Raw genomic sequence first — 13,619 nt, 5'->3', positions numbered from 1 at the left:
GCGTTAACTACATGGTTTTTCAACTGAATGCGCATCATGCTCTCCAAATTTCGTCACGGTAACCGGCAATTGTCATATCACTCGAAAAACGACCACTCGCAGCGGTGTTTCTAATACTCATTTGTGTCCAACTCATCTGATCTTTATAAGCGTTTGCAGCATCAACTTGGGCTTGACGATAGGATTCAAAATCGGCGGCTGTCATCCAGGGATCATTAGGGCTTTTAATGCTGGCGATAATTGAGTCGAAAATATCAGGTTCTTGCAGATTAAAATGGCCGCTCTCTAATAGCTCCATCACCTCAGACAGTGCGCTTAACGGCGGCATAAATGAGTCTGGTTGATAGTTCAATCTAAGGGCTGCCACCTCATTGGCATTAAGGCCAAACAGGAAAAAGTTCTCATGACCGACCTCTTCTAACATCTCAACGTTGGCGCCATCTAAGGTGCCTATTGTCAGCGCGCCATTCATCATGAACTTCATGTTACCTGTGCCTGATGCCTCTTTGCCTGCGGTTGAGATCTGCTCAGATAAGTCTGTTGCGGGGCAGATTTTCTCCATCGCGCTGACGTTATAATTAGGCAAAAATGCAAACCGGAGGTATTGACTCACTACCGCATCAGAGTTGACCATGTGAGCAACATTATTCGCCAGTTTTATCAGTAGCTTTGCCATGGCATAACCGGGGGCTGCTTTGCCGCCGATTAACACACAACGAGGCACTAAATCGTCGGTCTTGCCTAGGCGGATCTGCTGATATAGATGGATAACATGTAAGATATTGAGTAGCTGCCGCTTATACTCATGAATGCGCTTAACCTGCACATCGAACATCATTTCAGCATCGAACTCGACACCACACTCGCGACTTATCAACTGCTGTAACTCGGCTTTGTTAGCCTGCTTGACTGCGGCCCACTCTTTGATGAACCCAATATCATCAGTAAAAGCATTTAGCGCATTTAGATGGCTAAGATCCGTTATCCACTCATCACCTAAGCGCTTACTCAGCAATGCACTTAACTTAGGGTTACATTGAGCAAGCCAGCGCCTAGGCGTCACGCCATTGGTGCGGTTATTGAACTTATGTGGCCACAGTTGATAGAAATGACGAAACAGTCCTGAAGTCAAAAGTTGGGTATGTAACCCTGCGACACCGTTAACTGAAAAGCTGGCAACAATGGCCAGATATGCCATACGCACATGAGGCTCACCGCCCTCTTCAATAATCGACATATCGGCAAGTTTGCTAGCGTCTCCCGGCCACTGATGGGCAACATGTTCAAGGTAACGGGCATTGATCTCAAAGATTATCTCCATGATGCGCGGCAGCATATGTTGCATCATTCTTACAGGCCAGCGCTCTAATGCCTCAGGTAGCAAGGTATGATTGGTGTAAGCCATGGTTTGATTCACTATCTGCCATGCCTCATCCCACTCAAGAAAATACTGGTCCACCAGCAAGCGCATCAGCTCAGGAATGGCGATAGCTGGGTGGGTATCATTTAGCTGCATCACATTTAACTTGGCGAAGTCACTAAAGTCGTTGCCATGTTGATTAACCCAAGTATTGAGCAGATCTTGTAAGCTGGCAGATGAGAGAAAATACTGCTGCCGTAGTCGCAACTCCTTGCCATTCTCGCTAGCATCATTGGGGTAGAGCACCATAGTGATCTGCTCAGCCATATTTTTACGTGCAACGGCTTCGCTATAATCCCCTTGATTAAACTCTGTTAAATCAAAATCATCGGTTGCTTCCGCCTTCCATAGTCTTAAGGTGTTGATACGGCCATTCTTATAGCCCGGAACAGGCATGTCGTAAGCTACGGCCAGTACATCCTGGGTATCAGTCCAAGTGACATTATTACGTCCGTCGCGGTCGATATAACTGCTAGTACGACCAAAGAATGGCACTTTAACGTTGTGGTTGGCGGCTCTCACTTCCCATGGATTGCCCTCTCTGAGCCAACGGTCAGGGCGCTCTACTTGAAAACCATCCACCAGCTTTTGAGCAAACATGCCGTACTCATAACGAATACCGTAACCAGTCACCGCCAAATCCATAGTGGCGCAACTATCTAAGAAACAAGCAGCCAAGCGCCCTAAGCCGCCATTGCCTAGCCCAGCATCGTGCTCTTGCTGTTCAATATCCTCTATGGTGACCGCATATTCTTGCAATGCATCGCGGGTGGTTTGCTCAATATCAAGATTGAGTAACGCATTGCCGAGCGAGCGTCCCATTAAGAACTCAAGTGATAAGTAAGCAACCTGCTTTCGCCCTTGCGAGACATCATCAATACGAGTTTGACGCCAATCCGTGAGCATCTGCTCCTTGACTGTAGTGGCCAACGCTTGAAACAGATCTTGTTTATCTCGTTCATCTCGAGTCAGGCCATTGCTAACATGCCGCGCCATCACCAGATGGAACGCATCACAGGGCTCACACTGGTGCTTAGCTGCAGATCCGTTATTGCTCACGGCATCCTTCTTCGGCACTTTTTTGGCCGATGTCGCTTGCTTAGATTTAGCTTTAGGCTGAGTCGGCTTTACCGGTGTTGTCATGGGGTTGATCCTTTTAGCTGGGCGGAAAACAACATTAAACTGCGATCTTTTAGCGGGTAAGTTTGGCAGGCGTTATTGGCAGCGGATAAAGCAGAAACCACTGCAGCTAGTGGCGACTCACTTTGTACTGTGGGCTCAACCTGCCAGCTTTCAACGTCCATTGATTGAGCGCCTTCAGCGTCTATTGACTGGGTATGCAGCAGACATTGCCAAGACTCAAAACCTTCGATATCAGGTGTGGTAAAAACAAGCGCTTGTTCATCCGCATTAAGCATTAACAGCAACGCTTGTTGCTGCGTAGGCTCTGAAGGGTTGCCGCCAGTAAGCACCAAACTTAAGCTACGGGTATGAGCGTCACTCCAAAGCACTTTAGTCATGGGCTCGCCATTTCGACAAAACCAACTAAGGCCAGCGCCGTGGTTTGATGCAGGCTGATGGATAAATTGTTGAGTGTATAGCGCGGCGAATCGTTTACGGATGGCAATAAGCCGCTGCACAAAATCAAGCAAGCTTTGCTGCTCTGCGGTATCGTTCCAGTCACGCCAGTTGATTGAATTATCTTGGCAATAGGCGTTGTTATTTCCCTTTAAACTATGCCCGACTTCATCACCAGCAAGTAACATAGGAACACCTTGGGACAGCAGTAAAGTGGTGAGCATGTTACGCACCTGGCGTTGCCGTAATGCGTTAAGTGCGGCATTATCACTTTCGCCCTCCTCACCATAATTGTGGCTGTAGTTTTCTTGATGGCCATCGCGGCTTTGCTCGCCATTTAGGTCATTGTGCCTTTGGCTATATCTGACGATGTCATTCAAGCTAAAACCGTCATGGCTGGTGATAAAGTTAACCGTAGAGTCAGCATCTCTATTAGCATGTTCAAACAAGTCACTGGAGCCATGAAGCCTGCGGGCAAGTTCAGGTAGCATGCCAAAGTCACCGCGCCAAAAGCGCCGTACTGTATCCCGAAAACGGTCGTTCCATTCGCTCCAACCTTGGGGGTAACCTCCAAGTTGATAACCTCCAGGGCCGATATCCCAAGGTTCAGCAATCAGCTTGACCCGACTAAGCACTGGATCTTGCTGTAGCGCATCGAAGAAACCTGCGCCTTTATCGAATCCGTGCGCTTCACGCCCTAAACAGCTGGCCAGGTCGAACCTAAAGCCATCTACTCCCATCACTTCAACCCAGTAGCGCAATGAATCCATTACCAGCTGCAATACTCTGGGATGGTTGATATTAAGGGTATTGCCACAGCCGGTATCATTGATATAAAAACGCTTATCGCTTGGGTGTAAGCGGTAATAACTGAGGTTATCGATGCCCTTAAAGCAAAGCGTTGGCCCGAGACGATTCCCCTCTGCAGTATGGTTATAAACCACATCTAAAAGCACTTCGATGCCAGCTTGGTGCAAGGAGTTCACCATGGTTCTGAACTGAGTGATCTCATCGGGCGCAGATACCGCATGACTTGCATATTGACCGTGAGGTACAAAAAAACTCAGGCTGTTGTAGCCCCAATAATTGCTCAACGCTTTATCTTGTAAAAATGCTTCACTGATAAAACCATGAACCGGCAAGAGTTCGACGCAAGTCACTCCAAGAGCGACTAAATAATCCAATACCTTTGGCTCTGCCAAGCCCAAGTATGTCCCACGCTTGGCGCTATCAATATCAGCACATTGCTGAGTGAACCCCTTAACGTGCATCTCATAGATGACATGACCATTAAGATCATTCGCTGCAATAGGTTGAGAATCTACCGACTTAACAACTGGCGCTATAGGCGCTAAAACAGAGGTATCAACCACCTGACATTTAGGCATATAGGCTGCGTTATCAGTGTCATCAAAGGAGAAATCTTCTAGGGCGTGATCGACGCTATAACCATAATGGCTTTGATGCTCAATAAACTGACCAACCCAACGCTTAGCATAGGGATCAAGTAGCAACTTATTGGCATTAAAGCGATGGCCAGAATGGGGCGCAAACGGACCATCAACCCGATAACCATAAACCAATGCTTTATCAGCGGTTGCCAAATGCAGGTGCCAAACTTGCTGACTCTTTTGCAGCATCGGATAGCGCGCAATTTCATGCTCGCCACTTGCATCAAATATACACAAAGTGACTGAAGTGGCATGGGCAGAAAACAGGGCAAAGTTAACGCCAACGTCATCGACACTCGCTCCAAGTGGATAAGGTCTGCCAGCAGTATTACGCATCAATTAGCCCTTACCAATAACAAGGCAGGCTAGCGGCGGCACTGTGATCAGCGCACTAAAAGGTAAGCCTTGATATGCATAAACCTCAGCATTGATACCCCCTTGGTTACCCACATCGCTACCACCATAAAATGCGCTATCACTGTTAAGTTTTTCGCGATATTCACCAGCGTGAGGCAGGCCTACTCTAAAGCCGTGATGCACCTCAGGGGTCATGTTGACGATGAAAATCAATTCATCACTAGCTTTCGCCAATGGATCATCACCGTGGCGGATAAAACTGAAAATACTCGAGTCGGCATTGTCACAATCTAACCAGCTAAAACCGCTCGGTTCGTTGTCCTTTAACCACAGTGCTGAAGATGCTTTATATAGTTTATTTAAATCTTTTACCCACGCTTGCATGCCTAAATGCGGTGGGTATTGCAGTAGATGCCAGTCTAAGCTTGCATCGTGATCCCATTCGTCACGCTGGGCAAACTCGCCGCCCATAAACAGTAGTTTCTTGCCCGGATGCCCCCACATAAAGCCGTAATACGCCCGTAAAGTCGCAAACTTTTGCCAGTCGTCGCCGGGCACTTTGTGTAGCAGAGAACCTTTGCCATGCACCACTTCGTCATGACTTAATGCCAAGATAAACTGCTCGGTGTATTGATAAACAAGGCTAAAGCTAAATTCATGGTGATGATGGCGACGATGAATAGGGTCGCGGCTTAAATAGCCTAAACTGTCATTCATCCAGCCCATGTTCCACTTAAAACCGAAACCAAGGTTTTGCTGTGTTCGCCCGCTCTCTTCTGCCTGTAAAGGTTTATCAATGATATGAGTCACCCCCGGCCAAGCCGTGGACTCTTCGGCAATCATGCAGATCCCAGGAAAGCTTTGATACACGCGTTGATTAAGGTTTTGTAAAAAGCTAATCGCGGCTAGGTTCTCGCGGCCACCGTACGCATTGGGTAACCACTGCCCCGCTTCGCGGCTGTAATCTAAGTAAAGCATCGACGACACAGCATCAAGCCTTAAGCCATCAAAATGGAACTCCTTTAACCAGTAACAAGCATTGCTCAACAGGTAACTTTGCACCTCACCGCGCTCATAGTTATAAATGAGAGTGTCCCAATCAGGGTGTTCGCCTTGGCGAGGATCATCATGCTCATAAAGACTCGTACCGTCGAACTGCTTTAAACCATGTGGGTCTTTAGGGAAGTGAGCCGGCACCCAATCAAGTAATACCGCAATTCCAGCTTGATGGCAGGCATCAATAAAGGCTTTCAATCCGTTAGCATCACCAAAACGGTAGGTAGGAGCATAAAGCCCTACAGGCTGGTAACCCCAAGAACCATCAAATGGATATTCGCTTAACGGCATAAGCTGTATATGGGTAAAGCCCATTTCAAGCACATAGGGAATAAGCTGCTTGATTAGTTGGGCATAATCTAAGTAATCAGCGCCACTTTCACCTTGTCGGCGCCAAGAACCTAAGTGCACTTCGTAGGTCGACATCGCCGCTTGATGCCAAACTTTGTCACACCGCTGTTTCAGCCATTGCTTATCATGCCAAACATATTGAGTTTGCTCAGGCACTACCGAGGCATTTCCAGGAGCACTCTGCATCGCTTTAGCGTAGGGGTCAGCTCGCTCGATACATTGTCCATTCACATCAATTATCTCAAACTTGTAATAAGCACCCGCACTCACTTGGGGAATAAAAATCTCCCACAGTCCATTAGCAAGGTGTTGGCGCATCACATTTACAGCGCCGTCCCAATGGTTAAAGTCGCCAATCAGTGATACTCGCTGAGCATTCGGTGCCCAGACACAAAACTGCACCCCAGCTACACCTTGATTAACCTGCCAGTTTGCCCCTAAAAATTGGTAACTTTGCTGTTGTTGACCTTCAGCAAAAAGATAAAGATCGTCGGCATCAAGCAGGCTCGGAAATTGATACGGATCGATGATCTCTTGTATATCTAACGGATACCTAACTCGCAACTTGTAGAGAAATGGTTTTACCCTGCGGCCCATTTTTCCACTAAAAAGCCCTTGGTCATTACACTTGTCTAAACTGGCAACTTTGCGCGATGTTTTCATACAGATAACATCAACGCCCAAGGCTCCACGCAAAAAGCAGCGCACAGTCAGCGACTTGCCGTCATCACTACCGTGCATTCCTAAAAGTGCAAACACATCGACATATTTACCGTTAAGCAGGGCGACATCGATACCATGTTGAAACTCGGGCGCGTTGTTAGTCATAGCGGTTTAATCCATTAGGTTGTAGTGACAAATTGTCCGAAGCAGCTGTTGAAGCCATGTGATTGGTATTGGCCAGTGTTCTTGCGTCTGTGTCAGTTTTTCGCTCAGTCACCACATCTTGCTGACGAGAAGTTTGTAACTGCTGTAGTAGCCCTTGCACTTGTTTATCTGCTGCTAATTCGGTTAAAGACACGGCTAATCGGCGCTGCCAATTAGGATATTGCAGCCAGGTACCGGGAATATTAATAGGTTGATTATCTGAGACTAAATCGCAAAGTTGCACGCTAAAAAGCTGCGCATTACCCGCAGCGGTGACTGCTAACCATGCCTTAAGTAATTCAGGGTAATGAATGCTGGTTACACCGCGACCGTCAAGCAGACCTTGTGCTTGCAGCAAATCCAATAACTGCCGTTTATCAAACTCACGCTGTGACATCAGAGATTGCAGCAATTCATCATTATCGATAAGGCCAATACTGCGCCTGAGCTGCAAGTCATCAGCTTGCCACCAGGCTAATAACGGTGGAACATCGTGATTAGCCAACATCATTAAGCTGTGTGCTGGATAGTTTGCAGGCACAGTGAAACCTTCACCGTCTTTGCTAAAGTAGAATAGGTCGTTAGATAACACGCCCGCAGCCGAGAGTTTGCTAACAATTTCAGGAGGGATTAAACCTAAGTCTTCGCCAATAATTAAGCACTGAGCACGTTGGCTTTCAATACACAAAATAGCCAATAACGCATCAAGCGGATAGTAGACATAGGCGCCGTTACCTAAGCTTTTCGACCGTGGCCACCACCACAAACGCAGTAGCGACATAACATGGTCGATTCGTAGGGCACCGCAAGATTGCATATTACTACGTAATAACTGGATAAAATGCTGATAGCCGGTGTGTTTTAGCGCAATAGGGTCATAGGGTGTTAAGCCCCAATTTTGCCCTTGTGGAGCAAAGGGGTCCGGCGGCGCACCAATACTGGCATGTTGGCAAAAAGGGCTGTTATCTGCTCGAACCTCAACGCTATTGGAAGCCACCCCAACCGCCAAGTCGCGTACCAATCCAATCACCATTCCCAATTGCTTTGCTTGAGCCTGGCATTGGCTCAATTGCTGCTCTGCGACAAACTGCAGGTAAGCAAAAAAGCGACAATCTAACCCAGAAAACTCGCTCTGCTCGGCGGTATCGTGAAGTTGCTGCTCACAAAACTGCCGCAAGCTATCGCCATTATCAATAATGAACTGGCTAAAACGCTGCGCTCTTGCGCTATTAGTCTCAACATGAGCAACTATGAACTGCCGATAAAGCAGTTTAAAAACCCGGTATTTATGTAGGCTTACCAGCTGGTAATCGAGCCAATCAGCACTATTAACCTGCTGCTTGATTGCTTCTAATTCTATGGCCACCTCTGATGCTGTTTCACCGGTAGCGTTAAGCTGTGCTTCGCAGAATAACTGTGAATACTCGGGCACCATCTCGAAGTTAATATATAACGGGTTAAGCCTGCGCCTATCAGAGGGGCTATAAGGGCTACATGCTTGTGGGTTAGCAATATCCAAAGCATGTAAAGGGTTGAGCTGAATAAAGCTGCCGCCCTCTTTAGCGACCAGCTCAATGAGTGCTGCTAGATCGGCAAAATCACCAATACCCCACTGCGTATCACTGCGAAGGCTAAACAGCTGAATACTGAGCCCCCATAATCGGTTATCACTGAGTGAGCGATTACTACCGCTTTGGTAACTCATCACGGGAGCAACTAACCACTGACCTTCTACAAACTCACAGTTGGCTAAGCCAAACTCAGCTTCATCACTGATGCGTACCCTGTGGTAGCCCAGACCGATATACGGCATTTGCAATGAACCGCAGCTAATCTCAGACGTTAACAATGCTTGGGTGATCAAAAGTCGATAGTGTAAATAGTCGCAGCCATCAACATGGTAATGACCGGTAACCTTGGCAATATGAGGATTAGCAGCAAACTTAGCAGTATTAATACACCACAGAAACTGCTCACCGCTCTCTAACTGCAGCTCAATCATCAGCCGCGAGCCACTATTAATAGGGAGGAACACACTCAACTCGGGGCTATCTACACTTGTATGCTGAAACAGAGGCAACGCTTGAGTCCAAGGCATCGCATCAAGTTGATAAGTTTTTTCAGCTATCTGCTCCGCTGATATCTGTGCTTCGTCGCTATCTTGTACAGATCCAGCCAGCATACAACGTAAAATACCAATGCGATCTTGCTCTGGGGTCACGATGTTTTCGCCACTACAACTGACAAACTCAGCACCAACGCCTTGCAAATACAGTAACTTTTCTAGCCCCATGCTTCTCATCCTTGAATTTAGCAATACACTCTCTAGATGGAGCAGTAACCATGCCAATAACAAGTAACAGCTTGAAGACAGTTTTATTTCATTGGGGTGACAATTCGCTTTTGATGAAAATCAGCAGCTTAAATAAAAATATAGATTTCCTCCTTATCAGTAAAAAGCAGACAAATAGCGTTAACCGACTTTGTGATTGCACGATAAATGCGCAGAGTTTGCATCAATAAAGCACATAAACCCAGCCGAAATAATGCTTGTATCCATTAGCCACACCCGCAGATGTCGTAAAATTACAGAATTAGCTACCTGGATCTAGTTTTGAAGTCATTTACACTACATTTGAGGCTAATTTAGAGCCAGGTCACACCTTTACGCCACAAGTGTTGGTACTTTAATTACCAGAAAAGATAACAAACTTTAACATTAAGCTTATAGGTGGATTTTATGGCTGCTAAATTTTTCATCCCTTCTGTCAATGTCTTAGGTAAAGATGCGGTTACTGAAGCGATTGGTGATATCAAAACTCTGGGCTTTAAAAATGCCTTAATTGTTACAGACAAGCCGTTAGTTGAAATTGGGTTAGTAGCTCAAGTGACTGACAAGCTTGCAAGCAACGATATTGCTTCAGTTGTATTCGACGGTGTTCAACCAAACCCAACTACTGGTAACGTTGTTGCAGGTCTTGAATTGCTTAAAGCAAACAACTGTGACTTTGTTATCTCTCTTGGCGGTGGCTCTCCTCATGACTGTGCTAAAGGTATTGCATTAGTTGCAACCAACGGCGGCAGCATTAAAGATTACGAAGGGCTAGATGTGTCTACTAAGCCACAACTACCACTTGTTGCTATCAACACCACAGCGGGTACTGCGAGTGAAATGACTCGTTTCTGTATTATCACCGATGAAGCACGCCACATAAAAATGGCCATCGTTGACAAAAACACCACACCACTGCTCTCTGTTAATGACCCAGAGCTAATGCTTCTTAAGCCTGCAGGCCTAACTGCTGCAACCGGTATGGATGCACTGACTCACGCAATTGAAGCTTACGTCTCAATCGCTGCAAACCCAATTACAGATGCCTGTGCAATCAAAGCGATTGAGCTCATCAAGGGTAACCTAGTTGAAGCGGTAGAAAACGGTCAGAGCATCGAAGCACGTGACCAAATGGCTTATGCACAATTCCTAGCAGGTATGGCATTTAACAATGCTAGCTTAGGGTATGTACATGCTATGGCGCATCAACTAGGTGGATTCTACGACCTACCACACGGTGTATGTAATGCATTGCTACTACCGCATGTACAAGCTTACAACGCACAAGTGGTACCAGAGCGCTTAAAAGATGTTGCTAAGGCAATGGGTGTGGATGTGAGCGCCATGAGCGATGCCGAAGGCGCAAGCGCAGCACTAGAAGCGATTAAAGCACTTTCAGTTGCAGTGAAGATCCCAGAGAACCTCACTAAACTAGGTGTTAAAGCTGAAGATATCCCAACACTTGCAGATAATGCACTTAAAGATGCTTGTGGATTCACTAACCCCAAGCAAGCGACTCATGAAGAGATCTGCCAGATCTTTACTAACGCTTTGTAATTAGACACCAACAAAGTCTGTTTAGTAAAAGGTGAACGGATAGCAAGCGTGTCATCGCTCCCTTGATGTTGCTTGCTATCTTTCATTGCTAAAGGCTACTTTAGCGCGATAACAAGACAAGGATACCGTCAGTTTTACTGAGGTATTTGATCCGAAGCGCTTTAGAGTTTGAACAAATTGATACATTTGTGTGATAAATCTTCAAAAATACCAGTCAAAGCCCATAAACAGGCCGTTTCTGGTAGTAATACTGAATACAAATTACTGCAATTGCGATATAATTAAAGTGTTCGCTTTTTCCCTGCAAAAGTTAAAGCAAGCTTTAAAGCCCACTCTTCGGAGTGGGTTTTTCCTTTCTGATAGCCCACTCTTATCGCATCGCACCCTAACATTTACCATTCAACTTATGCAGCCCTCTCAACAAAGTATCAGCTTATTTATCCATGATTTTAGCTATTGCTTTAATACAGTCAGTCTACTGCTGACAGTGAATAACATCACTCTGATTGATACCGGGCCGCGTGCAAGAAGAACATGCTAACAGCAAAATAGTTAGGATAGGTTTGGACAAAAATGTGGTAATGCAAAGAGTTTATAGGTCAGTACCGAGGTTAAGGTGATATATAGCAATCAAATGCAGTTCAACGGCATTAAGCTTTTGCAAGCTTAATGCCGTTGAATATATCCCTATAGGCTCTGATAAATCATCCATGATTTAGAAGCTTACACAGTCCAATTCAGATGATTTTCTAGCAAAATTCATCTTAGTCGATAACTCGTTTTTGGACAGAAATGCGTTAGAGCTTAAGCTCTGAAAATGACTCTTGGCATTAGGAAAGCTATGGCAAGCCGATATGGGGTAACGCCTGCAACAAGGTGTACCCCACTAAACCAGCAAAGCGCACCGAACTCCGTACCAAAACCGCCGAGTGTAATCACCTTAATTGCTTTGTTATAAATCCGACATCACATCCATTATGTATGAGAAATCATCGGTATTTGCATCCTCAAACACACTATCACTGATTTTGAGCATGTAACTAAAACTCTCGCAATCATAGCTAACAATAGGTGTAACCGTAGACCAATAATATGCCAATGCGAGATCAGATGTTACTGCAACACTGCTTTTGTTTACAAAATACTTATGCAAAAGCAAAAGGTTAATAAAGATAATATCAGATAAGCAATTATGCCCATCTTCTCTTGTATAATTGAGGGAAGGTTTTAATATTTTTCGTGCAAACTTAAAGTTTGATGTTGGACTTTCGAATAAACACGATATTGATAAGACTAAAACATGAGAAAATGGTTTTAAACCAAAGAGTCGCGCTTTTTCAATTATTTCATCCAACACTAATCTTCGGTTTAGTTTAGAAACCGACCTTGTTATTTTAGGCACAACTGACAGTAGAAAATCCATTTCTCGATTATAATTACCATTAAAGAAAAAGTCATAGATGCCTTTCTTATACGAAGAACTAAGGTCGGTTAACGTCACTTTTTTCAGTTGACTACTTATAATCTCATTAGATCGGTTTAATAAATCATCAAACTCTTCAAAGGTTGGAATCTTTCTAAACTCTCCTTCAAGGGCAGAAAAAACACTACTCATTTCAATAAATACATTGTCACCTGCAGAATCAAAAAATGAAAACCACCAACAAACAGATGAATAATCATCTGATTTTCTCCCAGACTGAACTTGCTCAAATGAAGAAATCACATTACGGTCACATAAATATACATCAGATAGAGCAAGAGGTGGAGGTAGCCAACCATGTTCAACTAATGCAAAAACATTCAAACTTTCTTCAAATTTAACAGGGAATGTTTTTACTAAATTATCAACATCCTTTTTATGGCCTTCTTTTTCTACGCTTACAACCCTTGGCCTTAAGTCAAAATTAGTTCGATCTTTTTTTATTAGTTCTGTTGAGCTAAGCGGTATAAATCCATCAGTTTGTATGTAAAATATGCCATCATCTGGAACTGTTACTTTTATATAACCACATTTAATACTACTCACAAAACCACCTGTTTTTTGTCCTACTTGAATGACTTGTATGGATAATAAACCCACCTGATTTACAATACTGTCCAGTTTCGGGTATGTGAGACTCAGGCTTTAGCTGCAACTAAAGCTTTCCTTGTCGTAGTTCGATTGAACGATGACTTCTCTATTGAGAGACCGATAACAAGAACGAACGCGACAAAGGACTCCAAGCAAAATACTCGAATAGTCTACTGGGTCTCGAACCCACATTAGCAAGCAAGAGTTAGCTTATTATGAATTCAAAAACTAATCAAAACATTAACGTAGGTGTAGATACTGGCAAGTTTCAGCTGGATATTTATATCCGTCCTGTAGGTCATTTTTAGCGTAACCAATGATGATAAAGGGATAAAAGAAGCTTTTAAACAACTAAAAAAGTATCAATTCGAACGGATTGTGATTGAAGCGACGGGTCGGTTAAAAATGTCTTTTATAATGGCTTGCGCTGAATCAAAGTTACCGTTTGTCATCGCTAACCCAATTCATGTTAAACGCTTTACAGGTGCTATTGGTCAGCGTAAATAATTATTACTAGCCAAAATAATTATTACTAGCCAGCCATTGATAATCAACAACATAACGAGCTAGGAGCTA

The 13,619-nt window shown here is 44.7% G+C and carries 6 protein-coding genes and 1 pseudogene; 2 read left to right on the top strand and 5 right to left on the bottom strand.

Annotation, left to right across the window (positions count from 1 at the left end; genetic code table 11):
• Positions 1–34: 34 nt before the first annotated feature.
• From AB4238_RS04300 to malQ, 4 genes are read right to left on the bottom strand one after another with little or no spacing between them, the layout of a single operon-like run.
• Positions 35–2,563 (bottom strand): glycogen/starch/alpha-glucan phosphorylase, encoded by a 2,529-nt coding sequence (locus AB4238_RS04300; RefSeq protein WP_372031642.1) that lies wholly within the window; start codon positions 2,561–2,563, stop codon positions 35–37.
• A complete protein-coding gene (gene glgX / locus AB4238_RS04295) occupies positions 2,560–4,785 on the bottom strand; it encodes a glycogen debranching protein GlgX (RefSeq protein WP_372031640.1) in 2,226 nt (741 codons plus the stop codon). The genes AB4238_RS04300 and glgX overlap by 4 nt, the downstream gene beginning before the upstream one ends.
• A 3-nt stretch (positions 4,786–4,788) precedes the next feature.
• The gene (glgB, locus tag AB4238_RS04290; RefSeq protein WP_372031637.1) at positions 4,789–7,041 is read right to left on the bottom strand and encodes a 1,4-alpha-glucan branching protein GlgB; all 2,253 of its coding nucleotides are present in this window, start codon (positions 7,039–7,041) and stop codon (positions 4,789–4,791) included.
• A complete protein-coding gene (gene malQ, locus AB4238_RS04285; protein WP_372031635.1) occupies positions 7,034–9,373 on the bottom strand; it encodes a 4-alpha-glucanotransferase in 2,340 nt (779 codons plus the stop codon). The genes glgB and malQ overlap by 8 nt, the downstream gene beginning before the upstream one ends.
• Positions 9,374–9,820: 447 nt before the next feature.
• Between malQ and yiaY the strand changes: the two genes are divergently transcribed.
• Positions 9,821–10,969 carry an L-threonine dehydrogenase gene (gene yiaY, locus AB4238_RS04280; RefSeq protein WP_372031633.1) on the top strand — a complete coding sequence of 383 codons (1,149 nt, stop codon included), beginning with the start codon at positions 9,821–9,823 and terminating at the stop codon, positions 10,967–10,969.
• Positions 10,970–11,921: 952 nt separating this feature from the next.
• Here the strand turns inward: yiaY and AB4238_RS04275 are convergent.
• Positions 11,922–13,052: a hypothetical protein gene (locus tag AB4238_RS04275; protein ID WP_372031630.1), complete on the bottom strand. Its 1,131-nt coding sequence runs from the start codon at positions 13,050–13,052 to the stop codon at positions 11,922–11,924.
• 206 nt (positions 13,053–13,258) lie between these two features.
• On the opposite strand from AB4238_RS04275, the pseudogene AB4238_RS04270 reads away from it, so the two are divergent.
• A pseudogene (locus tag AB4238_RS04270) lies at positions 13,259–13,544 on the top strand (IS110 family transposase); the annotation flags it as partial.
• Positions 13,545–13,619: the final 75 nt, after the last annotated feature.

Origin of the sequence: Shewanella sp. 10N.286.45.A1 (genome assembly GCF_041470405.1) — a bacterium.
GTDB lineage: Bacteria > Pseudomonadota > Gammaproteobacteria > Enterobacterales > Shewanellaceae > Shewanella.
Note: the sequence above shows the minus strand (reverse complement) of the source record. Positions and strands in the feature narration are given on the sequence as shown.

Bases quoted from the DNA above. Each gene is read 5' to 3' on its own strand.
- AB4238_RS04300 (WP_372031642.1), bottom strand. From the start codon at position 2,563: ATGACAACACCGGTAAAGCCGACTCAGCCTAAAGCTAAATCTAAGCAA.
- glgX (WP_372031640.1), bottom strand. From the start codon at position 4,785: ATGCGTAATACTGCTGGCAGACCTTATCCACTTGGAGCGAGTGTCGAT.
- glgB (WP_372031637.1), bottom strand. From the start codon at position 7,041: ATGACTAACAACGCGCCCGAGTTTCAACATGGTATCGATGTCGCCCTG.
- malQ (WP_372031635.1), bottom strand. From the start codon at position 9,373: ATGGGGCTAGAAAAGTTACTGTATTTGCAAGGCGTTGGTGCTGAGTTT.
- yiaY (WP_372031633.1), top strand. From the start codon at position 9,821: ATGGCTGCTAAATTTTTCATCCCTTCTGTCAATGTCTTAGGTAAAGAT.